The 22,791-nt window shown below is 72.4% G+C and carries 19 protein-coding genes; 13 read left to right on the forward strand and 6 right to left on the reverse strand.

The annotated features are described in order from the left end of the window. Positions 1-350 precede the first annotated feature (350 nt). A complete protein-coding gene (locus ACTVZO_RS38295) occupies positions 351-1,313 on the forward strand; it encodes a sensor histidine kinase (protein WP_443303401.1) in 963 nt (320 codons plus the stop codon). Continuing rightward, positions 1,310-1,975, forward strand: a complete 666-nt coding sequence (locus ACTVZO_RS38300) for a response regulator (RefSeq protein ID WP_443296652.1) — start codon at positions 1,310-1,312, stop codon at positions 1,973-1,975. Before ACTVZO_RS38295 ends, ACTVZO_RS38300 begins: the two co-directional genes overlap by 4 nt. Here the strand turns inward: ACTVZO_RS38300 and ACTVZO_RS38305 are convergent. Then, on the reverse strand, positions 1,942-2,082 hold the full coding sequence (locus tag ACTVZO_RS38305; protein WP_443302765.1) for a hypothetical protein: 141 nt from the start codon (positions 2,080-2,082) through the stop codon (positions 1,942-1,944). The genes ACTVZO_RS38300 and ACTVZO_RS38305 overlap by 34 nt on opposite strands. A gap of 268 nt (positions 2,083-2,350) precedes the next feature. Here ACTVZO_RS38305 and ACTVZO_RS38310 point away from each other — a divergent pair, with 268 nt between their 5' ends. From ACTVZO_RS38310 to ACTVZO_RS38345, 8 genes are all read left to right on the forward strand, one after another. After that, positions 2,351-4,198 (forward strand): potassium channel family protein, encoded by a 1,848-nt coding sequence (locus ACTVZO_RS38310; RefSeq protein WP_443303402.1) that lies wholly within the window; start codon positions 2,351-2,353, stop codon positions 4,196-4,198. A 155-nt stretch (positions 4,199-4,353) separates the two neighbouring features. Further along, positions 4,354-4,707 (forward strand): hypothetical protein, encoded by a 354-nt coding sequence (locus ACTVZO_RS38315; RefSeq protein ID WP_443302766.1) that lies wholly within the window; start codon positions 4,354-4,356, stop codon positions 4,705-4,707. 170 nt (positions 4,708-4,877) lie between these two features. After that, on the forward strand, positions 4,878-5,393 hold the full coding sequence (locus tag ACTVZO_RS38320; protein WP_443302767.1) for a hypothetical protein: 516 nt from the start codon (positions 4,878-4,880) through the stop codon (positions 5,391-5,393). A 17-nt stretch (positions 5,394-5,410) separates the two neighbouring features. Next, entirely contained in the window at positions 5,411-8,668 is a 3,258-nt protein-coding gene (locus ACTVZO_RS38325) for a tetratricopeptide repeat protein (protein WP_443302769.1), read from the forward strand. Between the two features lie 171 nt (positions 8,669-8,839). Continuing rightward, positions 8,840-9,445, forward strand: a complete 606-nt coding sequence (locus ACTVZO_RS38330) for a VanZ family protein (RefSeq protein WP_443302770.1) — start codon at positions 8,840-8,842, stop codon at positions 9,443-9,445. A gap of 282 nt (positions 9,446-9,727) precedes the next feature. Beyond that, entirely contained in the window at positions 9,728-11,353 is a 1,626-nt protein-coding gene (locus ACTVZO_RS38335; RefSeq protein WP_443302771.1) for a Na+/H+ antiporter, read from the forward strand. 165 nt (positions 11,354-11,518) lie between these two features. Next, a complete protein-coding gene (locus ACTVZO_RS38340) occupies positions 11,519-12,772 on the forward strand; it encodes a YhgE/Pip domain-containing protein (RefSeq protein WP_443302772.1) in 1,254 nt (417 codons plus the stop codon). A 263-nt stretch (positions 12,773-13,035) separates the two neighbouring features. Beyond that, a complete protein-coding gene (locus ACTVZO_RS38345) occupies positions 13,036-14,637 on the forward strand; it encodes a beta-N-acetylhexosaminidase (RefSeq protein ID WP_443303404.1) in 1,602 nt (533 codons plus the stop codon). On the opposite strand, the gene ACTVZO_RS38350 is transcribed toward ACTVZO_RS38345, so the two are convergent. Together ACTVZO_RS38350 and ACTVZO_RS38355 are read right to left on the reverse strand one after the other, a co-directional pair. Further along, the gene (locus ACTVZO_RS38350) at positions 14,612-15,178 is read right to left on the reverse strand and encodes a TetR/AcrR family transcriptional regulator (protein ID WP_443302773.1); all 567 of its coding nucleotides are present in this window, start codon (positions 15,176-15,178) and stop codon (positions 14,612-14,614) included. The two genes, ACTVZO_RS38345 and ACTVZO_RS38350, sit on opposite strands and share 26 nt — an antisense overlap. A 63-nt stretch (positions 15,179-15,241) precedes the next feature. Next, positions 15,242-16,849 carry a hypothetical protein gene (locus ACTVZO_RS38355; RefSeq protein WP_443302774.1) on the reverse strand — a complete coding sequence of 536 codons (1,608 nt, stop codon included), beginning with the start codon at positions 16,847-16,849 and terminating at the stop codon, positions 15,242-15,244. A gap of 355 nt (positions 16,850-17,204) precedes the next feature. Between ACTVZO_RS38355 and ACTVZO_RS38360 the strand changes: the two genes are divergently transcribed. Further along, positions 17,205-18,248 (forward strand): EAL domain-containing protein, encoded by a 1,044-nt coding sequence (locus tag ACTVZO_RS38360; RefSeq protein WP_443302775.1) that lies wholly within the window; start codon positions 17,205-17,207, stop codon positions 18,246-18,248. An 80-nt stretch (positions 18,249-18,328) separates the two neighbouring features. On the opposite strand, the gene ACTVZO_RS38365 is transcribed toward ACTVZO_RS38360, so the two are convergent. Further along, positions 18,329-19,144 carry an alpha/beta fold hydrolase gene (locus tag ACTVZO_RS38365; protein ID WP_443302776.1) on the reverse strand — a complete coding sequence of 272 codons (816 nt, stop codon included), beginning with the start codon at positions 19,142-19,144 and terminating at the stop codon, positions 18,329-18,331. Positions 19,145-19,467: 323 nt separating this feature from the next. Between ACTVZO_RS38365 and ACTVZO_RS38370 the strand changes: the two genes are divergently transcribed. Beyond that, positions 19,468-20,637 carry a serine hydrolase gene (locus tag ACTVZO_RS38370; protein ID WP_443302777.1) on the forward strand — a complete coding sequence of 390 codons (1,170 nt, stop codon included), beginning with the start codon at positions 19,468-19,470 and terminating at the stop codon, positions 20,635-20,637. Between the two features lie 98 nt (positions 20,638-20,735). Next, positions 20,736-20,969, forward strand: a complete 234-nt coding sequence (locus ACTVZO_RS38375) for a cold-shock protein (protein ID WP_443302778.1) — start codon at positions 20,736-20,738, stop codon at positions 20,967-20,969. A 115-nt stretch (positions 20,970-21,084) separates the two neighbouring features. Here the strand turns inward: ACTVZO_RS38375 and ACTVZO_RS38380 are convergent, their stop codons facing one another. Beyond that, positions 21,085-22,494, reverse strand: coding sequence for an LCP family protein (locus ACTVZO_RS38380; protein ID WP_443302779.1), 1,410 nt, complete (start codon positions 22,492-22,494; stop codon positions 21,085-21,087). After that, a complete protein-coding gene (locus tag ACTVZO_RS38385; protein ID WP_443302780.1) occupies positions 22,491-22,652 on the reverse strand; it encodes a hypothetical protein in 162 nt (53 codons plus the stop codon). Before ACTVZO_RS38385 ends, ACTVZO_RS38380 begins: the two co-directional genes overlap by 4 nt. Between the last annotated feature and the right edge of the window lie 139 nt (positions 22,653-22,791).

A 22,791-nucleotide genomic window follows, 5' to 3' on the forward strand; every position in this document is an offset into this window, starting at 1 on the left:
GCCGAAGCAGACAGCCAGGGCGGCGAGCAGCAGAACGGTGTCCCGGCTGGGACGGCACCGCGGCCAGGACCGGCCGGGGCGGGGTGCGGCGGCTGCCGATCCACGCGGCCGCGGGTTCGGTGTAGCGGGTGGTGAGGTCGCATGGGACCCCGATGCCGGGCACCCGGCGGGCCCATCGTGCCACTTTCCGCCGGGCCGAAATGGGGGCCGGCACGGATGGACAGTGGCCTCCAGCGGGGTGAGGATGGGGCGGGGGAGTGGGTTCCGTTGCAGGTCAGAGCGCCTGGAGGCGGGGCGGTCGGGCGGTCGTGGCGGATGTGCTGGGGGACCGGCTGGAAAGGCGTGTGGCCGTGTCGTTGTACTGGCGGATCTTCCTGCTGAACGCCGGTGTTCTGGCCCTCTCGGTGGCTTTGCTGCTGGGCCCGGTCACCGTGTCCACGCCGGTCCTGTTCGGGGAGGTGCTCGTGCTGCTCGGTGGGCTGGCCGCGATGCTGGTCGTCAACGCGGTCCTGCTACGGGTCGGCCTGGCTCCGCTCGCCCGGCTGAACCGGGCGATGGCCACCGCCGACCTCCTCAAGCCCGGCACCCGGCCGGCCGTCAGCGGCGCCGGGGAGATCGCCGCGCTCACTCAGGCCTTCAATGCGATGCTGGACCGGCTTGAGGCGGAGCGGGCGATGAGCAGTGGGCGGGTGCTGACGGCGTTGGAGGGTGAGCGGAAACGTATCGCCCAGGAGCTCCACGACGAGATCGGCCAGACCCTCACCGCCGTGCTGCTCCAGCTCAAGCACGCTTGCGACCATGCGCCCGAAGCGGTCCGCACGGACTTGCGCCAGGCTCAGGAGACCACCCGCGCCAGCCTGGAGGAGATCCGCCGTATCGCCCGCCGTCTGCGCCCCGGTGTCCTGGAGGAGCTGGGCCTGCACAGCGCGGTTCGCTCCCTGGCCGCCGAGTTCACCACCCGGCGCCTGGGCGTCACCGCGCACGTCACTCCCGGCCTGCCGCACCTGGATCCGGCCGCCGAACTCGTCGTCTACCGCGTCGCCCAGGAAGGCCTGACCAACGCCGCCCGCCACTCCGGCGCGACCCGCGTCGAGGTCCACCTCCGGCCCCTGCCCGGCGGCGGGGTCGGGCTCCTGGTACGCGACAACGGACACGGCCTGCGCGACGCACCCGAGGGCGCGGGCATCCGGGGGATGCGGGAGCGCGCCCTGCTGATCGGCGCCGAACTCGTCGTCGGGGCCGGCCCGCACGGCGGCACCCAGGTCCGCCTCGACATCACTGACACCGCAGACACCACGGGGTCCCGACGATGACCCAGCCCGCGTCCGGGCCCGCCCGTATCCTCCTCGCCGACGACCACACCCTCGTACGCCGCGGAGTGCGCCTCATCCTCGACTGCGAACCCGACCTGAGCGTGGTCGCCGAGGCCGCCGACGGAGCCGAAGCCGTCGCCCAGGCCCGCAGCCTCGACATCGACCTGGCCGTACTCGACATCGCCATGCCCCGCCAGACCGGACTGCAAGCCGCCCGCGAACTCGCCCGCATCCGCCCCGGCCTGCGGATCTTGATGCTCACCATGTACGACAACGAGCAGTACTTCTTCGAAGCCCTGCGCGCCGGAGCCTCCGGCTACGTCCTGAAATCCGTGGCCGACCGCGACCTCGTCGAAGCCTGCCGCGCCGCACTGCGCGACGAACCCTTCATCTACCCCGGAGCGGAAACCGCCCTCATCCGCACCTATCTCGACCACGCCCGCACCGGCGGCCCGCTCCCGGACCGGCCCATCACCGAACGCGAGGAAGAGATCCTCAAACTCGTCGCCGAAGGCCACAGTTCCAAGGAAATCGGCGACCTCCTCGTCATCAGCCCCAAAACCGTCGAACGCCACCGCGCCAACCTCCTGCAGAAACTCGGCCTGCGCGACCGCCTCGAACTCACCCGCTACGCCATCCGCGTAGGCCTCATCGAGCCGTAGCCGTAGCCGTAGCCGTAGCCGTAGCCGTAGCCGTAGCCGTAGCCGTAGCCGTAGCCGTAGCCGTACCGGTGCCCATGCCCGCGCTTGCTTGGCTGGCGCCTGGGCACAGCGCTCAAGGAATTCAACCCGGGGGAGAAAGTCCGTGCGTCACGACGACGAGCCAATCTTCATACGCAGCAAGTGCGGAATCAGCCGCTCCGCAGGGCGCCCCGTGATGCGGACACGGAACTGGCAGCGCAAAGCGGTATCGCTCCTGCTCGGATGCGGCGCGTCCGCGGTCCTCCTGATCGCGGTGGGCGAAGCGGGCAACGGGCTAGTCCAGCGCCTGCGGATCAGGAGGGCCAGGTGACACACCAGGACACGGCACCCCAGCCGATGGTCGTCTGCGGAGACGACGCGCTTGCCGTACGGCTGGCGGGCGAGCTCCACGACATCTACCGCCGGCCCGTCACCCTCCTCGTGCCCGACGCCGACACCATCGGCCCGGAGCCGCCACCCACCACCCGCGTCGTGGAAGCCGACGCCCCGGACGCCGCCGCCCTGCGCGAGGCCGGCGCCGCGCAGGCGGAGGCGCTCGCGCTGGTCTACGAGGACGACGCGACCAACATCCGCGCCGCGCTGACGGCCCGCCGCATCAACCCGCGGGTCCGGCTCGTCATCCGTCTCTACAACCGCAAGCTCGGCGGCTACCTCGCCGAGCTCCTCGACCAGGCCGCCGTGGTCGCCGGCGGCTCGGCGGGCGAGTCGGCGATCACCGTCCTCTCGGACGCCGACACCGCCGCCCCCGCGCTCGCGGCCACCGTCGTCGCCGGCACGAGCAAGGTGCTCCAAGCCGACGGCTTACTGTTCCGGGCCATCGAACGCACCCCTCAGCAGCGGCGCACCGCCACCGGTCCCGTCCTGTGCACGCTGGCGCTGCTGTCCTCGACCACCGAGGATCCGGCCGGAACCGAGGGATCGGACCGCAGCGGGGCGGCCGGCCCCAGGCTCCTGCCCGCCGCGATGGACATCGCGCGGTCGGCACAACGGGGCGCGGTCGTCCTGGAAGCCGTCTCGCACGCACCGCCGTCCGGGACGCCCGGGAGGCTCCGCGCCCCCCGGCTGCCCGTGATGGAGCTCTTCTCCCGCCGGGTCCGCTGGTCGCTCGCCGGGTTCACGGCCGCCGTCACCGCCATCGCCATCACCTCCGCGATCACCACCGGCGACCACTTCGTCCACGCCGCCTACGTCACCCTCCTGGACCTGTTCTCCATCAACGACCCCGCCATCGGCGACCCCACCGAACGCCAACTCCTCCAGCTCTTCACCGGCCTCGTCGGCCTGCTCCTGCTCCCGGTCCTGGTCGCCGCCGTCCTCGAGGCCTCCGGCTCCTTCCGATCCGCCTCCGCCCTGCGCAGACCGCCGCGCGGAACGGCCGACCACGTCGTCCTGGTGGGCCTGGGCAGGGTCGGCACCCGCGTCCTGGCCCGCCTGCGCGAACTCGGCATTCCCGTCGTCTGTGTGGAGGAAGACCCCGAAGCCCGCGGCATCCCCTTGGCCCGGACCCTGCGGGTGCCGGTCATCCTCGGCGATGCCACCCAGGACGGCATCCTCGAAGCCGCCCGCATCCACCGCGCCCACGCACTCCTCGCACTCACCAGCTCCGACACCACCAACCTCGAAGCGATCCTCTGCGCCCGCACCACCACCCCCGACCTGCGCGTCGCACTGCGCCTGTACGACGACGAGTTCGCCACCGCCGTTCACCGCACGCTGCGCTCCGCCCACCCCCAAGCGGTGACCCGCAGCCGCAGCGTCACCTCCCTGGCCGCCCCCGCCTTCGCCACCGCCATGATGGGACGCCAAATCCTCGGCGCCCTCCCCGTCGAACGGCGCGTCCTGCTCTTCGCCGCCATCGACGTGGCCGGCCTGCCCCAGCTCGAAGGCCGTACCGTCGCCGACGCCCTGAACCCCGGCCACTGGCGCGTCCTCGCCCTGGACACCACCGACCCCGCCGACAGGCGCCCCGACCTGCGCGCCACCCGCCTCGACGGCCAGAGCCACGACAGCGGACTCCTCTTCGACCTGCACCCCGGGCACCTCCTCGGCCCCGACGACCGCGTCGTCATCGCCGCAACCCGCCAAGGCCTCGCCGAACTCCTCAGCCACCGACCGCACACCGCCCGGCCCACCCGTACGCCCCACAGCACAGGGCGCGAACCCAGCCCGTCGCCCGGAACGTGACCCGCGACGGCGAGGCCGGCTCCGGCTGCCCCGTAACTGCTGGTCACGGAACTGGACAGCGCGCGGAAACTGCGTAGCTGCCCAGCTCGCGGTGCCTGTATCGTCCGGTGTCCCGACCCGCCGTACCGACGGCCTACGTTCAGAGAGCGACGCAGATGACCAGCAGGCCGGCAACGACGACCCTATGGCGCCCCACCGGCCCCAAGGAGCTGGATCTGGTCCGGGAACTGAACTGGCGTGCCTGGCCGCCCCGGCTGCCCGAGCAGCCGATCTTCTACCCGGTCCTCAACGAGGACTACGCGGTCAGAATCGCGCGGGACTGGAACGTGAAGTACGACGGCGCCGGTTTCGTCACGTGCTTCGAGGTCGAGTCGGAGTTCTTGAACCGGTATCCCATCCAGCAGGCCGGCGGGCGGACGATCCTCGAACTCTGGGTTCCGGCCGAGGAGCTGGACGACTTCAACGCCCACATCGTCGGCGAGATCCAGGTGGTCCACGAGTTCCGCTGAGGCGGGTGCTCCAGGGCAGAGTGCAGTCGCTTCTCCTGCTGCTCGACGGATCCGGTTCCCCCTTCATTCCCTTCCTTCCATCGCGCGGTCGTGACCCCGTCCGCGCCACGGAGGAGGTACGTTTCAACCGACCAAGTCGAGCCGAACCAAGGGGTGAACGGCCTGTGTTGGTGGAAGCGTTGACTGCGGTGGCGGCAGCGGGTGGCGGAGCGGTCGTACAGGCCGCGGGGACCGACGCCTGGAACGTGGTGCGGGAGCGCGCCGCGGCGCTCCTCGGGCGCGGCGACTCCGCCCGGGGCCGCGCCGAACTCGAGCGACTCGACCGGACCGCGCACGCCCTGGAAGCCGGCTCCACCGTGGACCCGGACCTGGAGCGGTCCCGGCAGGAGGGGGAGTGGCGGGCGCGTTTCGAAATGCTGCTGGAGTCCTTGACGGCCCGGGAGCAGGAGCGGGCCGCCGAGGAGCTGCGCATGCTGGTCTCGTACGTCGCCGACGCCGCTGCCGCCGCGGGCGATGTCGCCGTGGCGACCGGGCGGGCCGTGGCCAGCGGCGGCGGCAGCGCGGTCAGCGGGGTGAAGCGCACGGGCAGCGACGGAAGGCCGGGGCCGGCCCGGGTGATGAACACCGGCGACGCGCAGGCCACGGGCGCCGGTTCCAGCGCCGTCAGCGGCATAGTCCGCGACTAGGCGGGGCGGGCGGCGGTATGGCGAAGTGGCAGTGGGGCAGGCGGCGCGGCACCGGCGGGCGCACCCCGGCGAGGAGCGAGCTCGGCGGCGTCGCCCCGGAGGTACCGGGCGACCCCGGCCAGCAGGTGTGGGCGAGCGGCAACGCCACTGCCACGAACGGCGGCATAGCCGTCACGGGCATCTACAACGACCACTCCACGGTGATGCTCCCGCCGGAAGCGGTGGGCCCCGCGGGCCGGGTCATGGCCCGGCCGGGTCTCGACAACCTGCCCTACCGGTCCGGCCGCTTCGTCGGGCGCACGGCCGAACTCGAGCGCCTGGACGCCGCCCTGGCAGGCCCGCCGGAGCGCCCTGCCGGGGTGCTGCTGCAAGCCGTGCACGGACTCGGTGGCGTGGGCAAGAGCGCTCTGGCGGCCCACTGGGCCGCCCATCGGGCCAGCGCCCTGGGGCTCACGCCGATCCGCTGGATCACCGCGGACAGCCCGGCCGGCGTCGAGCAGGGCCTCGCCGCCCTGGGGAGGGCCCTCCAGCCCGCCGCATCCAAGGTGATGACCGTCGAAGCCCTGGCCGAGAACGGGAAGGAGTGGCTGGCCACGCACACCGGTTGGCTGCTCGTCCTGGACAACGTCAACGACCCCGCCGACATAGCCGAACTGCTGGCCCGCGCGCCCACCGGCCGGTTCCTGATCACCAGCAGGCTCGCCACCGTCTGGCACGACGCCACCACCGTCATCCGGCTCGACGTCCTGGGCCCGGCCGATTCCCTGGCCCTCCTCACAGCCGTGGCCGCCGGCGAGGGCTCCCGCGACATGGCCGGAGCGGAAGAGCTGTGCGCCGAACTGGGGCACCTGCCCTTGGCCGTCGAACAGGCCGGCGCCCACCTCGCGCAGAATCCCCTGCTCACCCCGCGCTCCTACCTGGACCTGCTGCGGGAGGACCCGGCCGGGATGCTGCGGCGGGGCGCCGCCGGGGCGATCGAGGCCGAACGCACCGTCGCCCGTACCTGGCGCGTGGCGCTGGACACCATCGCCCAACGGCAGCCCCTGGCCGCCGAAGTCCTGCGGATCGTCGCCTGGTACGCCCCCGACGGCATCCCCGTCACGCTCCTCGACGACCTGGCCGAACCGGCCGAGCTCGCCGACGCCATCGGCACCCTGAACGCCTACAGCATGATCAAGGTCGACGCCGTCAGCCGTTCCCTCGCCGTGCACCGGCTCGTCCAGTCCATCACCCGCACCCCCGACGCCGACGACCCGCACCGCACGCCCGGCCTCGTCCAGGAGGCCCGTGCCTACGCGACCGCCTCCCTGCTCGCGGCCGTCCAGCCGTGTCAGTGGCAGGATCCGGCGACCTGGTCCACCGGACGCACCCTGCTCCCGCACATGGAGGCGGTCGCCCGGCACACACCCCTCGAAGCCGACACCACCAGAACCGCGAGGCTCCTCAACCACGCCGGCGTGTTCCTCGACTCCCAGGGCCTGGCGGTCCGTGCCTCGGTACACCTGCGCCGCGCCCTCACCCACCACGAGCGCGCGCTGGGCCCCGACCACCTCGACACCATCGCCTGCCGTCACAACCTCGCCGGCGCCTACCAGGGGGCCGGCGACCTGCAGCGCGCCGTTCCCCTCTTCGAACGGGCCCTGGAAGACGCGGAACGCACCCTCGGTGCCACGCACCCCCTGACCCTGGCCGGCCGCAACAACCTGGCCGAGACCCACCGGCAGGCCGGGAGGACGGGCCAGGCCCTCGACCTGCTCGAGGAGAACGTGGCCCTTGGCCTGCTGCGGGGCACCGACGAACTCAGCACCCTCGCGGCCGTCACGAACTACGCCCGCGCGCAGCAGGCCGCCGGCAACCTCGACGAGGCCGTCCGCCTGCTGGAGGGCAACATCGAGGACTGCGTACGCGAGCTCGGCGAGGACCACCACCTCACCCTCATCACCCGCCACAACCTGACGGCGGTCCGCCTGGCGGCCGGCCACCGGCTCCCCACCGTGGAGCTCTTCGAGCAGGACCTCCACGACATGGAGCGGGTGCTGGGCGAGGACCATCCCGACACCGTCCTCGCCCGCGGCGATCTGGGGTACGCGTACAAGGAGGGGGGCGACCTCGACCGGGCCGTCCCGCTCCTGGAGCGGACCCTGCACGACATGATGCGCGTCCACGGTGAGAACCACACCAGGACCCGCACCCTGCGAGTGGTGCTCTCCCTCGCCCACCGGGAGGCGGGCCGTCTCGACCGGGTCCGCTCCCTGGCCGCCCCGCGAGCGGACGAGCCGGCCGGCACCGGAGCGGGCGGAGGCCCGCACGCGGCGGACGAGGGCGATCCCGATGCCCGTACCGCCGACACCCGCAGCGCCGACATCGGCTACGCGTTCCTGAAGGCCGACGACCCGGACGGCGCCCTGCCGCTGCTGGTGCAGGCCTACTCCGACAGCCGGGAGGGGAGCGGCGAGGAGCACCGCAACACCCTCACCGCCCGCCACAACGTGGCGGTGGCCCACCTGATGAAGAAGGACCCGGGACCGGCCATCGCCCTGTTCCGGCAGAACCTCCGGCTCCGCGAACAGACCCTGGGGAGGGACCACCGCGACACCCTGGTCACCCGCAGACACCTCGCCGACGCCCACCGGCTCGCGGGCGAACTCGACCGGGCCGCCCAGCTCTACGACGAAACCTTCCAGGGATACGCCCGGACCCTCGGCCCCACCCACCCCGACACCCTCGCCGCCCTCAACCTCCGCGCGTACAGCCTCCTGCTCGCGGGTTCGCCGAACGAAGCGGCCCCCCTCTACGAACAGGTGCTCCACGCCCTGGAGGAGGCGCCGGGGCCCACCGACCCCGAGGCCCTCACCACGCGCAACCACCTCGCCCAGGCGTACAAGGACGCGGGGAACCTGCCGCGGGCGATCCCGCTCTACGAGGACAACCTCACCGCGTGCGTACGGACGCTCGGCGAGGAGCACCCCCACACCATCACCGCCCGCCACGGCCTGGCCGTCGCCCACGCCGCCGCCGGGAACCACGACCGGGCACTCGCCCTGCTCGAGGCCAACCTCACGCACCAGGAACGGGTGCACGGGCCGGCCCACCCCGACAGCCTCTACACGCGCATGAACATCGCCGCCACCTACCACGCGAAGGGCATGCGCAAGGAGGCGCTGCGCCGGTACAAACAGACCCTGGACTCCTGCATCCGGGCCCTGGGGATCACCCACCCCCTCACCCTGACCGTCCACGCCCAGCGCCGCGCCGCTCGCCGCGCCCGCAGCTGAGCCCGGCAGCGGCGCAATGCCCTGGCTCTGGACGGCGCCCCAACGGCCCGTCTCCATGCGGCCCCGCCCGGCGAGTTCACTTCCCGCGACCCGGACGAGTGCGTCGTCGACGTCAGCGGGTACACGGGCATCCGAGGCACGCGTCGGTCACGGTCACCGAGGGAGCTGTTCATGGACGTACGCAAGGGGCTCGCCGCCGCGCGCCGGGGCAAGCGGCCTGAGCGGGCACGGGAGGCCGTCCCTCCGGTCCGGTCTCCCGGTCGGCCGGTGGTTCGGGCCCTCGCGATGCTGGCCGCCTTCGTCGGGACGGTGCTGTTCAGCCTGGTCCTGGCGCGCCTGACCCTGGAGCCCTCGGCGGCTTCGGCCGGTGTCGTGCACAGCAACACCGAGCCGGGCGCGTCGATCCGCCTGTACCTCGACGGGACTTCCGTCCGGGAGGCCGCGAAACAGCTCGGCGGCAACGTCCTGCTGGGCGTGCCGTTCGGGATGCTCCTGCCGGTGCTCCTGCCGCAGGCACGCGGGTTGGTGCGGGTGGCGGCGGTGACGGCCGTGGTGATGACCCTCGTGGAGCTCATCCAGGGATCCCTGGTCACCGGACGGGCCTTCGACGTGGACGACGTCATCCTCAACACCGCCGGCGCGCTGCTCGGCTACCTCGTACTCGGCCGCCGCATGGGCCGCGCCGTCCACCCCCGCCGCCACCACTGGTGGCACCGCCTGACCCGCCGCGGAAACCACCCACCCGCGCGCGCCTCCACACTGCCACCGGCCCGGTAGCCACCGCCCGAGGGCTCGTCGATGATCAGGACGCCGGCTTCGGCGCCCAGGTGCTCGGCGATGTGTTCCCGCAGGTCATCGCTGGAGCACTAGGTCCTTCCGCGTTCCGGAGTCGTGCTGTCGGGGAGGCCGATGGCAGATGTGGCGGGGTGGGGGAGCCGCGTACCGTGCCCGCTGTTCCGGGCTGGGGTCCGCGTCGGCGCACGGAGTTCGGATCGGTCGCCCTGCCGTCCGCCCGGTGCGCGGACCGGTCACTCAGTCCTCCCTCCGTAGAAGGCAGTCATGGACACTCTGGAGGTCATCGCGCTCATCATGGGAAGCGTGGCGATCGGTGCGGCGGCACGTCGCGGACCGGTGCCCGCACCCCTGCTGCTGGTCCTGGCGGGGCTGGCCGCCACGGCGCTGCCCGGTGTGCCCCACTACGCCCTGGACCCCCAGGTCGTCATCCCGCTGCTGTTGCCCCCGCTGCTGTACGGGGCCGCGACGGACATCTCGTACCCGGATCTGGTGGCGGCGATCCGGCCGGTGCTGTGGCTGGCGGTCGGGTACGTGCTCTTCGCCTCCCTGGCCGTGGGGTACGGCGTGTACCTGCTGGTGCCGGACATCCCGCTGACCTCGGCCCTCGTGCTCGGAGCGATCCTCGCGCCACCCGACGCGGTGGCGGCCACGGCCGTCGCACGCCGGTTGAGACTGCCCTCGCGGATCACCGCTGTGCTGGAAGGGGAGTCGTTGGCCAACGACGCGACCGCCATCACCCTGTTCAAGGTCATGCTCGCCATCGCCGTGGGGGAGGGGGCGGGCTGGATGGGCGGCATAGCGGAGTTCCTGACGAGCGCGGTGGGCGGTACAGCCGTGGGGCTGGTGCTGATGCTGCCCATCCACTGGATGCGCCGCCGGATCCGGGAGCCGCTGCTGCACAACGCGCTGTCCTTGCTCGTGCCGTTCGGGGCCTTCGCGCTGGCCGAGCACCTGCACACGTCCGGCGTGCTCGCCGTGGTGGTGATCGCTCTCTACCTCGGCCACCGCTGCTGGGAAGTGGACTTCGCCGCCCGCCTCCAGGAGGCCGCCGTGTGGCGCATGGTGGTCTTCGTCCTCGAATCCGTCGTCTTCGCCCTCATCGGCCTGCAGTTGCCGCACGTGATCGACGGGCTCGAACCGTACGGCCCAGGGCGCCTGGCCCTGTACGCGGTGCTGGTGTTCCTGCTGGTCGTCGGGGGCCGGCTGCTCTGGGTCTTCGCCTCGACCTTCCTGCCCCGGCTGCTGAGCGCACGGATCCGCAACCGTGACCCGGACACCACCTGGCGGACGGTCCTGACGGTCGGCTGGTCGGGGATGCGGGGAGTGGTTTCGCTGGCCGTGGCCTTCTCGGTGCCGGTGACCGTCGCGGGACCTTCGGGAGAGGAGGACGCCTTCCCGGCGCGCAGCCTGATCCTGTTCCTCACGTTCACCACCGTGATCTCCACCCTGCTCGTGCAGGGGCTGACCCTGACACCCCTGGTGCGGCGGCTGAAGCTGCCCGGGCCGGACCCCGACCAGCACGCCAGGGAGGCGCTGGAGGCCCAGGAAGTGGCGTCCCGGGCGGCGGTCGCCCGGCTCGAGGAACTGCTCGCCGACACCGCCAACATCCTGCCGGCCGATCTGGAGGAGCGGTTGCGCAGTGTTCCCGGGCGCAGGCTCCGTGCAGTGGGCGGGGCACCGGCGGGGCCCGGCGCGCCGTCACCGTCCGAGGTCGAGCAGGCACAGGATGCCTACCGGAGGCTGGTCGGCGAACTCCTCGCGGAGGAGCGGCGCACCCTGGTGGACCTGCGGGACCGGGGCCTGCTGGACACCGAGACCCTGCGGCTGCTCGTACGCAGACTCGACCTCGAAGAGGCGATCCTGCACACCGCCCGAGCGGCCGAGGGCTGAGCCGGAAAGGAGACTGCGGGGCCGGGTGCCTAGACCTCGGAGCACTGCGGTGGGGGGATGCCGGGGAGGAGGGCCGCGGGGAACCATGCGCAGGTCGTCCAGGTGCACCGGGGACCGTCCCCCGGGTCCGCCGCCGCCTCCGCTCGAAAGGTCCGGGAAGGTCTCATGTCGTCCACGCACAAAAAAGCCGACAGCACGTTGCGCGGGGTGCTCACCCATCCCTCCGTCTGGGCCGGGCCGGCGGGGCTGGTCAGCGTACTGGCCCTGCTTCTGTCGCTGATCTACATGGGCGGCATTCTCGACCCGCGGGGCGACATGAAGGACCTCCCTGTCGGCTTGGTGAGCGAGGACCGCGGCGTGGCCGGGGCTCCGGACGTACTCGGGCAGCGCATCGTGGAGGCCGTCCGGGCGTCGGACCCGGAGCACCGCATCGCCTGGAAGCCGCTCGACATGGCCGAGGCGCGCCGACAGCTCGCCTCCGACAAGCTCTACGGCATCCTCGCCGTCCCCGCGGACTTCACCGCCAAAGTGCAGGGGCTCACCCACCCCGGTGCGGCCGCAGCGCGGCCGCGCATCGACGTACTGACCAGTCCGGGTGCGGGCAGCCTCGGTTCCTCGCTGGCCTCGACCGCCATGCAGCAGGCGGCCCGCCAGGCGTCCGCGCAACTGGGTGCGTCCCTGTCGGCGGCGGCCCCGGCCGATCCGGTCGCCCGGCTGCTGGTCGCCGATCCGGTGGAGGTGGCCGTCTCCGTGGGCCACCCCATCGGGGAGCGGAGCGGCATGGGGCTGTCGGCCTTCTACTACGCGCTGCTCCTGGTCCTCATCGGTTTCCTGTGCGCGGGGATCGTCAGCAGCGGAACCGACATCGGGCTGGGCTATGCCGCCAGTGATTTCGGTCCGCTGCGCAGGCACCGGCCGTTGGTGGAGGTCAGCCGACGGCGGGTCTTCCTGGCCAACAGCGCCTTCACGGTGGGCCTTTCGTTCGTGACGTCCTCGATCCTGATGGCGGTCACCGTGGGGTTCCTCGACATGGACGCCCACCACCTTCCGCTGCTGTGGGTCTACTCCGTGTGTGCCACCGCCACAGTGGGAGTGGGTGCGCAGGCGCTGACATCGGCCCTGGGCGGGCTGGGGCAGCCGGTGGCCATGCTCGTGTTCATCGCGCTGGCACTGCCCTCGTCCGGGGGGACCGTCCCCGTCCAGGCGGTGCCCAGCGCCTACCGGTTCCTGGCCGAGTTCGAGCCGATGCGGCAGGTGATCGACGGGGTCAGGTCCATCCTCTACTTCGATGCGCAGGCTGACGCCGGTCTCGCCCGGGCGTGGACGATGACCGGGGCGGGTCTGGCAGCGGCGGTGCTGCTGGGCCTGGCGGTCACCACGGCGTACGACCGGAAGGGGCTGCACAGGGTCGTCCGCTGAGTCCCGCGCGGGAGCCGGAGGTCCGGGTGCGGCAGCCGGGACCCCGTCCGGCGTCTCCCGCGGGGACGCGGACCTGCCCTCGCCCGGGCCGGTGCGCGCTGCTGCGGGCCGGGCCGCGGTGGTGGGGCCGCCGGGCCTGGGCGGACGAGGCCGGGCCCGCCATGGTGCCCGGGGCCCCAGGTCGCGACCGGCCATCCGGCGTGCGAGCGTGGGAGGGGGGAGCGGGAGCGGTGATCATGTCGGGATACTGTGCGAAGCATCGGATCGGAGTGGCGGCAGCCGCCGCCACACTCACGCTGACCGCGGTCGGGGCTCCGGCCGCGGCAGCGGCGCAACCGCCCCCGGCAGCCACGCCCCCGCCCGCCGGGGCCCCGGCCGTGGTGCCGTCCGTCGAGACGTTCACACCCTCCTCCGGGCAACCCTGGAAGCCCGGGCAGGCCGCGGGAAACGGCAGCGGCACGCGGGTCGTGATCGACTCGAACAGCGCCGGACTGGCCGACGAGGGGAAGCTCCTCGCGCAGGAGCTCGGCCTGCGCTACGGGGGCTCCGCGCCAGCCGGGACCGGTGACATCCGGCTCGCACTGTCCCCGAAGGGCTCGGGCCCGGCCGAGTCGTACAAGATCGTCGTGGACGGGAACGGCGTGACCATCACAGGCCCCGACGAGGCCGGGGTCTTCTACGGCACGCGGACCGTCAAGCAGGCCGTGCGCACCACGGGGTCGATGGCCGCCGGCACCACCCAGGACGCGCCGGCCAAGCCCCAGCGGGGCCTCAACCTCGACATCGCCCGGAAGTACTTCACACCAGGCTGGATCGAGGACAGGCTGCGGGAGATGGCCGACCTCAAACTCAACCAGCTGGGCCTGCACGTCTCCGACGACCAGGGCCTGGGGATCGAGACCAAGCAACCGGAATACCGGAAGATGCTCCCGGCCCAGTACCTCACACAGGACGAACTCGCGCAGATCGTCAAACTGGCCGCAGCCCTCCACATCACGGTGGTCCCCGAGTTCGACTCGCCCGGCCACCTGGGCGCGCTGCTGAAGGCGTTCCCGGACTTCCAGCTGGAGGACGCGAACGGGAGGCCTGTGCAAGGCGCGATCGACATCTCCAAGAACGGCGCCGGCGCAGTCGTCGACGGGCTGGTCAAGGAGTTCCTGCCGCTGTTCCCCGGCGATGCGTGGCACCTCGGGGGCGATGAGTACCAGGCGCTGGTCCGCAGCAATCCGGAAGCGGCCTTCCCGGGCCTGGCAGCGGCAGCCGTCGCACAGTACGGCCCGAACGCCAAGATCAAGGACCTGGCGACGGGCTGGCTCAACGCCCGGGCGGCGACGGTCGCCTCCGCCGGCAAGCAGCCCAAGGCGTGGAACGACGGCTTCTACGCCGGCACGGTCGTCCAGGCGGATCCGGCGATCGAGGTCGAGTACTGGACCGGCAAGGAGATCGGCGCACGGCCGCCGCAGCAGTACCTCGCCGACGGCCGGAAGGTGGTCAACCTCAACGACGCCTACCTCTACTACGTCCTGGGCCAGCCCAACCAGTTCACGTACCCCACGGGACAGGCCATCCACGAGCAGTGGACCCCGTCCGTGCTGAGGGGGACGGCTCCGGTACCGAACGCCGCCCAGTACCAGGACCAGCTCCTCGGCGGCCGGCTCGCTGTCTGGGGCGACGACGCCAAGGCCCAGACGGAGGAGGAAGTGGCGGCCGGGATCCGGATGCCGCTGGCGGCGCTGGCCCAGAAGGTATGGTCCAGCGGGCCACCGCCGCAGGCCTGGGGCGACTTCCGAGGCATGGTGGACCAAGCCTCGCCCGGAAGCACGTCCCCTTCCGGCCCGGTCAGCGGCGCGTCCACGGCGCCGTGACCACCAACAGCGCGTCGACCAGGTCCTCGGCCGGGGCCCCGGTGGCGAGCCGCCGCAGCTGCTGCCCGAAGACCAGCGCGACGACGGCTCCGGCGAGCGGCTCCGGATCGGGGACGCCGAGATGGGTCAGGATCCGCGCGGAAAGACGGTCGTAGACGGCGAAGCACTCCGCCGCCGCGGCCCGCAGCCGCTCGTCACGGCCCGCCTGCAGGTACAGCTCGAACGGGGCGATGCGCCGCGTGTCGGACTCGCCGCCGCCGGCCACCTGCGCCACCGTTTCGACCGCCTGCCGGACATCGAGGCCGTCGTCCGAGCAGTCGTCGGCGAGGGCCGTGAAATAGCGGGTCTCCTCGGTCACGAAGTACAGCAGGCTCTCGCGCAGCAGGTCGTGCTGGGTCGCGAAGTGGTAGGTGACCGAACCGAGCGAGACGCCGGCCTCCTTCGCGATGCGCCGGTTCGTCACGGCCGCGATCCCGTCCTGCTCGATGATCCGCAGTACGGCGTCGACTATGTTCTGGCGGGTACCGGGGGCAGCAGGCATGACTGCATTCTGCCCCATCCCGGCTGAGGGATCGCCGATGCCGGTGGGCGCGGGGGGAGCGGATCAGCCGGACTTCCCCGTGAGAGCCACGGGCAGGTTCCTCCGGTTGCGCGAGCTCAGGGCCTTGAGGTCCAGGCTTCGCGCGATCGAGGTGAGGGAGGGCCGGCCCAGGAAGTCGAGCAGGGTCTTGTACTCGCGCCGGGACCGGAGCTTCCGGCGACAGTCGTCCGCCCAGACGGCCTCGGCCGGGGAACCGCCCGGCAGCGGACCCCGGCGCCCGGCGGCCAGGGCGGCGGTCAGCGCCCCGCCGAGCACCCTGCTGCCCTGCTCGTGCAGGCCCTGCCGTACGGCGGCGTGGACCATCGCGCGCAGGGACTCGCTGGCCACCACCTCGCGGAACAGCACGATCTCTTCCGACGGCAGACTGGCCAATGGCTCCAGGACGTCGTCCGGCAGGTCGCAGCGGGTGCGCAGCAGCACCAGGCGCCGGTCGTGCAGGCTTGCCGATCCACCGCGGGACTCCACGGCGGATCGCGCCCGCTCGAATGCCTCCTCCCGCTTCTGCTTCCGGTCCGCCGCCGCGTGCTGCTGGAAGGCGACCTGGGAGGCGAAACTCGTCGTGAACTCCTTGCAGGCCGTGTCGAAGACCTTCTTCGCCTCGGAGGTTTTGCACCGTTTGTAGAGCTCCGTCACGGTCAGGTCGTAGAAGTCCGCGATCGTGGGCGTGGCCAGCCCGGTCATGGCCGAGGCCAGTCCGTGGTCTCGGGCGAGGTTGAAGAGGCGGCCCCGGAAATCGCCGGCCAGCCGTTCGTCGGCGGAGATGGCCGCGCGCACGGCGGCCTTGTCGCGGTTCTCGAGCTTTCGAAGGTTCTCCTGGGAGTACAGCCTCGCGCAGAAGTCGGGGCCCACCTCGTCAGAGCGGTCTCTGCCGGAGCGGTCCTCGTCGGAGCTTTCCCCATCGGACGACGAGGGGGACCGGCGCTTCGACGGTGCCTGGACGCCGTCCGGACCGGCGCTCCGTCCGGCAGGCACCTGGGATGCCCGGGCCTCACGAGCCTTCCGGATGGCCTCCAAGCCCGCCTCGCGGTGCTCTTCGGCGCGCTGGTGGTCCTGGGAGTGTCCCGTCCGGTACTCCTCCGCAGAGTCCTTGAAGTCCTTGAAGAGGGCATCGACGTCGAAGTCGTCGAACCGCTTTGCGATTTCCACGTCCATCCGACCGACGCTGGTGCGTGCGTAACGGAGCCCCGAGAGACGCAGCCCGGTGCCGCTCAGCGCACGAAAGACGGCGACTTCACAGAAGGCCCGGAAGGACTCGGCGAGCTCAGGATGGGAGACGGCCTCGCGGAGGGACATGTCCGGGAGGCCGACCAGGGCCGCGGCGGAGCAGGCGGAGAGGGCCCGCTGGAGGGTTCCCGACAGCAGGTCCGCGTCCTGGAACCCTGTCGGGGCCGCACCGAGCAGCAGCTTGAACTGCAGGAACAGGAAGGGATTCGGGCCGGATCCTTCGGTGTGCCGGCAGTACGACTCGAAGGCTTCGGTGAGCGCGTCGCTCAGCCCGTCCGGCTCTGTCTGCCCCTGGAGCTGCTCCCGCTCCTCGGGCGTGCAGCGGGCGAGGGCCTCGAGGCTTTCGGTGCCCAGGGCGTCGGGCAGGTGGTCGAAGTTGTGTTCCATGAGGGGGTCTTTCGGGCTCTGTCGCCTTCTGTGGCAGGCGTATGACCTGCGCAGTGTGGCATTCGGTCCGTCGGGCGCCGCTGCCCGACCAGGCAGCCGTTCGGACCCCGTGGCCGGCACTGCCCCCGTGCCGGGGCGGACCTCGTGCCGGGGTGGAGGCGAAGGGGGGAGGCCGAAAGGCCCATGGCGGACCGACCGGTCCTTCGGGCAGGCTGACGGCGCTCCCGCGGTGTCCCGGAGCAGCCCCCGACGGCAGACCTGCCCGCCCGGCTGCCCGTCCACCACTGGTGTGTTGCCCGGGGGACGGCGAACGTGTGCCGTCCGACAGTACGGAGAGAAGGCGCAGAGCACGACAGTGGACGTCGAACAGCACACCGAGCGGACCCTCGAACACGACCGGGCGCGCAGGCCGAACCAGGTCCGGCGCCTGGCGACCGCGGACCGCGCGGCGCTGTGCGTCCTGGCACTTGCCGCCCTGCTGGGCATCCTCGGCGTCGTGGCACGGATGAGGGACCTCGACGCGGTGGCGTTCGTGGGCGGCGTCTGCGTGGTGCTGATCCTCGTGCACGTCGTCTGGAACTCGTCAGCCCCCCTGTTCCCCGGACAGTCGCGCCGCAGCGGGCGGTCCGACGGCTGCGACCTCGAACGAGCCCTGGGCGCGGAGGGACTGGAGCTGTACTACCAGCCTCAGACGACCTCGCTGGGCAGGACCGCCGGCATGGAGGCGCTGCTCCGGCACCGGCGCCGTGACGGGCGTCGCGAAGGGCCCGGCCCACTGATCGAGGAGGCCGAGCGTGAGGGCCTGATGCCCCGGCTGACGCAGTTCGTGCTGGAGGAGGCCGTCGCGCAGGCGGCGGCCTGGCGCAAGGAGGGACTGGCCGTTCCGGTGGCTGTCAACATCTCGCCGACCGACGCGCTCGTACCGGGCTTCCCCGCCGAGGTGCGCGATTGCCTGCGCCGCAACGACCTGCCCGGACGGGCGCTGACGATCGAGCTGACCGAGAGCGCCGAGACGCGCGACGTCCGCGCCCTGGCAGTGGCCCTCGGCGACCTGCGCCGCCACGGCGTACGCGTCTCCCTCGACGACTTCGGCACCGGTCACTCTTCGATCGCCCGGCTGCGGGAACTCCCCGTCGACGAGCTGAAGATCGACCGGTCCTTCGTTTCGCGGATGTCCAGTGACCCCAAGGACGCGGCTGTGGTGCGCTACTCGGTGGGTCTGGCTCATTCCCTCGGCCTCGACGTGGTCGCGGAAGGCGTGGAGACCGAGGAGGTGCGAGGCCTGCTGGAAGGCATGGGAGTGACCGTCATCCAAGGATGGCTGGTGGCCCCTGCCCTGCCCGCCGCCGACGCGACCGGGTGGCTGCTCCGTACGGCGGGGGCGCCGGGCGCCGCATGACCGCCCCGGGCGGCGTAATCCCGTCCCGGGCGGCGCATGGCTGTCCCGGGCGGTGCCGGCCGCCCGGGACGCCGGGTGCGCTACCGGGCCTGGGCGGCCGCGTCCAGGATCAGGTCGGTGACCGCCTTGGGGCGCGAGACCGTGACCGCGTGGGAGGAGTCGACCTCCACGGTGTGCGCGTTGGCGCGCTCGGCCATGAACTGCTGGGCGGCCGGGGGGATCGCGTTGTCCTGCTTGGCCACGAGGTACCAGGACGGGATGGACCGCCAGGCCGCGGCGGCGCTGCGGTCGCCCAGGCTGGACGCCTCGATCGGCCGCTGCGTGGCCGCGAGTACGGATGCCTTCCAGGCGGGCAGGTCCCCGGCGAAGGCCTGGCGGAACTTGTCCGGCTTGATGGAGAGGTCCGCTCCGGCGGTGCCGTCGGCACGGGTGTAGGGCACCGCGTCGAGTGACTCGGGAAGCCGGCTGCCGGGGAACTTGCCGAGGACGTCGTTGGCGCTCTCGCCGGTGTCCGGTGCGATGGCCGCGACGTAGACGAGGGCCTTCACCTGCGGGGAGCCGGCGGCCGCATTGGTGATCACTTCACCGCCGTACGAGTGGCCTGCCAGGACCACCGGGCCGGGGATCCCCTTCAGGACCTCGGCGACGTACGCCGAGTCGGAGGCGAGTCCGCGCAGCGGATTCGCCGCGGCGACCACCTTGTACCCGCGTGCCTGGAGGCGCTGGACGACGTCGCTCCATGCCGAGGAGTCGGCGAAGGCCCCGTGCACCAGGACGATGGTGGGCTTCTGCTGCGGCGTGTCCGTGGCGAATGCCCCCGAACCCCCGAGGGCGAGCGTCCCCGCGCCCAGGACGACGGCGGCCGTGACGGTCGCAGCAGTTCTCTTGATTCTCAATGTTCCGTTCCTTTCGGGATCGTCATCCGATCCTGCGGGGGCCGCACCGCTCTGCCATCGACCTTCGGGCGCGGCCGGACGCCGGACCTCGGCTCCCCCGGAAGCCCCGGCTGCCGGGGGTTGTACGTACGGGAGCGACGTGCGGGTCCGCCGGACCGTGCGCGACGGCTTCCGCGGCCCCGGCGGTGTGCCGCTCCTCCGCGGAGCACCGCCGATCGGTGGAGGCGCGCGCGGACCCGGCCGCGGAGCATGGAGGGGCTTCGGGGGAGATGCGCCCGTGGCGTGCCCGCGGCGGTTTCCGCCGGACTTCGAAAGGCTCGAGGATGATCAGCAAGCCGATGCGGTCGACTGCCGTGTGGGCGGGACTGCTGTGCGCGGTGTCCCTCGCGGCATGTGCGTCTCCGGCGCACGCGGTACCGGCGCCGTGGGCGGCCACGACGGCGAGCGCCGAGACGGCCGGGGGCGCCGTCAGCTGCACCTCGGCGGAGGGAGGGCGGGCGGGGAGGCTCGCCGCCGACATAGCGGACGCGCTGCGCGACCGCCGCAGCACCGTCTCCGTCGCCCTGGACGACGCGGGAACCGCGACCACGTGCGGGCTCGCACCACAGCGGCAGTTCGACGCGGCCAGCGTCGCCAAACCGATCGTCCTCGGCGCCCTGCTGCGGGCCCGCGGGGGGCACCTCTCCGCCGAGGAGCAGGAACTGGCCCGCAAGATGATCGTGTCCTCGGACAACGACGCGGCGTCGGCGCTGTGGAAGGAACTGTCGACCACCGGCGCCGACGGGACCGTCCGGCCGACCGGCGTGGAGCAGTTCCTGAAGGCGGCCGGCATGAAGGGGACCGCACCGGGGCCCGGAGGTGCCTTCGGACTCACCCGGGTCGACGCACAGGACCTGGTGCGGCTGCTGAGGGTGTTCCGCGGCGAGGGCGGGGTGCTCACCCCCGAGGAGGGTTCGTACGCACTCGGCCTCATGCACGAGGTCCGGGGCGACCAGCGGTGGGGGACCCCTGCCTCGGCGCCCGAGGACGCCGAGGTCCACGTCAAGAACGGCTGGCTGCAGCGGTCGGACAAGGCCGATGAGCCCGCCGACCGAGGCGACTGGAGGATCAACAGCATGGCCGCGTTCACCGGCGCCGGCCACGACTACGACCTGGTCGTGCTGACCCAGAACAACCGTGCCCCCGCGGGGCGGTCCGCCCGCGAGGGCTACCGCTACGGCATCGCCACCGTCGAGGCCGTCGCGAAGGCCGTGCACTCCGGGCTCAGCTCCGCCCCGGTCGCCGACGCGGCCCCGAAGCAGGACCCGGCGACACCGACCGCCGAGGCGGCGTCGCGCACGGCCACCGCCACCGGGTCCCGCCGCACGTCGGACACCACGGCGGACCGGGCGGTCGACGCCGCTCTCGTGGCGGCCGGTCTGGGGGCCGTGGTGGCGGGCCGCCGCATGCTGATGAGGGAATCCCGGAGGGCGGCGGCCGATCGCCCGGCGTGAGCGTCCGCGCGAAATGCTGTCCGAATGCCCTTCTCCGCGCGCTGCGCACGTGATGGGTTGACACCGGTGATGACGTGCCGCGAAGGAAGGAGCCGGTCATGCCGGAGAGCGATTGCAGGACCGTGCAGGGAAGACTGCTCTGGCGGGCGCCGGACGGGGAGTTCGGGCTCGTGCGTCCGGACGACGGGGCCGCCGCCGACCTGTTGGTCCACTGCTCGGACATGGTGACGGACCCGCCTGAGGCGGAATCCGCCGAGGGCGATGTCGTCCTCTACGAGCTGTTCACGGACGCCCGCGGCCCGCGGGCCCGCTCCGTACGCCGACGGCACTGACCGGGAAGACGAGGGACACCGCCGAACAGGACCGCCGGTACGCCGGACGGCCCGGCCCCTTGCCACAGAGGGGCCGGGCCGTCCGCCGTACCGGCGGTCGGGCGCCGAACGGGCCTCAGAGCCCGGCCGAGGAGTGGTCCGCCCCGATGACGAGGGTGACGGCCGGGGCCGGCGCACCGGCGTCGGCCGGGCGCAGCAGCGACGGGTCGAGTCCGAGTGCGGCGGCCAGTGCGCGCGCCGCCTCCTCGCGCCCCGGCGCGTACCGGATCACGGTGGTGGCCTCCCGGGTGGCAGTGTTGCCCGTGGTGACCTTGCCGAAGCCGTCCGCGGTCGCCTTGGCGGCGATCTCGGAGGCCTTGCCGGTCAGGCCGGTCCCGTTGAGGACGGAGACCTCGGTGTCCCGCCGGGTCGACGACGCGGAGGGACCGCCTGGGTCCGGCACACCGCTACCCGGCTCCGCGAGGGGTTTCGCGTCCTTGCCGACGGGCCGGTCTTCGCGCAGCGCGGCGAAGAGTTCCGCGGCCGCGGGTTTCCACACGACATTGGCCTTGTCGGTCGGAACCGTCAGGGCGCGCGGCTGGTTCGGGACCGTGACGAACGTGAGGCCGTGCTCGGGCATCGCCTGCAAGTCCCGGGCGAGCCCCAGCAGGCCGGACAGGCCGCCGAGTCCGTTGTCGACGGTGAGCGACCCGGTCGCCGCGTCGGCGAGCCGGTAGAGCGCCGGTGCGTCGAACTTCTTGTCCTGGACGGTTCTGAAGATCTCGGTCAGGAGTTCCTGCTGCCGTCCGATGCGTCCGATGTCGCTGCCGTCGCCGAGGGAGTAGCGAGCCCGGGCGAACCCCAGTGCCTGCTCGCCGTCGAGGGTCTGGCAGCCGGCGGGCAGGGAGACGGAGGCCTTCTTGTCCGCGATCGGCTGGGGCAGGCACATCCGGACACCGCCGAGCGCGTCGACCACGTCCTTGAAACCCGAGAAGTCGATTTCCATGAAGTGGTCGATGTGCAGGCCGGTGTTGAGCTCGACCGTCTTGATGGCGCAGGCGGCGCCGCCTGCCACCCCGCCGTGCGAACTGCCGACCGCGAAGGCACTGTTTATCTTGGCCTTGGTCGGCCGGGACGTCTTGCCGTCACCGAGATCGCAGCTGGGGATGTCCACCCAGGAGTCACGCGGCAGCGACACCACCGTCGCCCGTCGGTGGTCCGCCGACAGGTGCAGCACCATCAGGGTGTCGGACTGCTGGCTGGTGTAGCCCTTCCCGTAGGCGCCGCCGGTGCCCGCCCTGCTGTCCGAGCCGATCAGGGCGATGTTGACGGCTCCCTGCGGGGACCGGGCGGGCCGGTCATCCCCCAACGCAGCCGCGAGATCGGCCGACTTGATGTTCCCGTCGAGGTTCTCGTAGCAGGCGTACGCCAGCGCGCCGCCCCCCAAGGTCATGGCGAGTGCCGCGAACGCCCCGGCCCTGAGCAGGCGCCGTCGCCGGGACCGGCCGTGGGCCCGGGGCCTCTGGCTGCGGTGTGACCTGCTCATCGGACCCGCTGCTTCCGGCTGACCGGTTTGGCTGTCGTGAGGTGCCAGACCTCCTGGCGCAGCTTGTAGAACGTCCGCCGCATCGCGGAGGGTCCGGCCTCCCGGGGCCGGGAGAGCGTGCCGCCCGGGCGGGCGGTGTCGGCTGGAGCGTGCAGCATGTGGGGGTGGGCCTTTCGGGACGGGCGGCGCGCGGGCGCCATGGGGCCTTCCATGCTGGCGGCCCGGAGGTTAGGTGTTCATTGACGCGGGACTGCGGGAGGGTGAACGCCGTGGCCGGCGATCGCCGGGCTTCAGCGG

Source organism: Streptomyces sp. IBSNAI002 (genome assembly GCF_052244475.1).
Classification (GTDB): Bacteria; Actinomycetota; Actinomycetes; order Streptomycetales; family Streptomycetaceae; genus Streptomyces.

What these genes read in the sequence shown, in the direction of transcription:
- ACTVZO_RS38385 (WP_443302780.1), bottom strand. Translation starts at nt 22,652, where the DNA reads ATGCTGCACGCTCCAGCCGACACCGCCCGCCCGGGCGGCACGCTCTCC.
- ACTVZO_RS38300 (WP_443296652.1), top strand. Translation starts at nt 1,310, where the DNA reads ATGACCCAGCCCGCGTCCGGGCCCGCCCGTATCCTCCTCGCCGACGAC.
- ACTVZO_RS38375 (WP_443302778.1), top strand. Translation starts at nt 20,736, where the DNA reads ATGCCGGAGAGCGATTGCAGGACCGTGCAGGGAAGACTGCTCTGGCGG.
- ACTVZO_RS38310 (WP_443303402.1), top strand. Translation starts at nt 2,351, where the DNA reads ATGGTCGTCTGCGGAGACGACGCGCTTGCCGTACGGCTGGCGGGCGAG.
- ACTVZO_RS38330 (WP_443302770.1), top strand. Translation starts at nt 8,840, where the DNA reads ATGGACGTACGCAAGGGGCTCGCCGCCGCGCGCCGGGGCAAGCGGCCT.
- ACTVZO_RS38380 (WP_443302779.1), bottom strand. Translation starts at nt 22,494, where the DNA reads ATGAGCAGGTCACACCGCAGCCAGAGGCCCCGGGCCCACGGCCGGTCC.
- ACTVZO_RS38370 (WP_443302777.1), top strand. Translation starts at nt 19,468, where the DNA reads ATGATCAGCAAGCCGATGCGGTCGACTGCCGTGTGGGCGGGACTGCTG.
- ACTVZO_RS38335 (WP_443302771.1), top strand. Translation starts at nt 9,728, where the DNA reads ATGGACACTCTGGAGGTCATCGCGCTCATCATGGGAAGCGTGGCGATC.
- ACTVZO_RS38350 (WP_443302773.1), bottom strand. Translation starts at nt 15,178, where the DNA reads ATGCCTGCTGCCCCCGGTACCCGCCAGAACATAGTCGACGCCGTACTG.
- ACTVZO_RS38315 (WP_443302766.1), top strand. Translation starts at nt 4,354, where the DNA reads ATGACCAGCAGGCCGGCAACGACGACCCTATGGCGCCCCACCGGCCCC.
- ACTVZO_RS38325 (WP_443302769.1), top strand. Translation starts at nt 5,411, where the DNA reads ATGGCGAAGTGGCAGTGGGGCAGGCGGCGCGGCACCGGCGGGCGCACC.
- ACTVZO_RS38355 (WP_443302774.1), bottom strand. Translation starts at nt 16,849, where the DNA reads ATGGAACACAACTTCGACCACCTGCCCGACGCCCTGGGCACCGAAAGC.
- ACTVZO_RS38340 (WP_443302772.1), top strand. Translation starts at nt 11,519, where the DNA reads ATGTCGTCCACGCACAAAAAAGCCGACAGCACGTTGCGCGGGGTGCTC.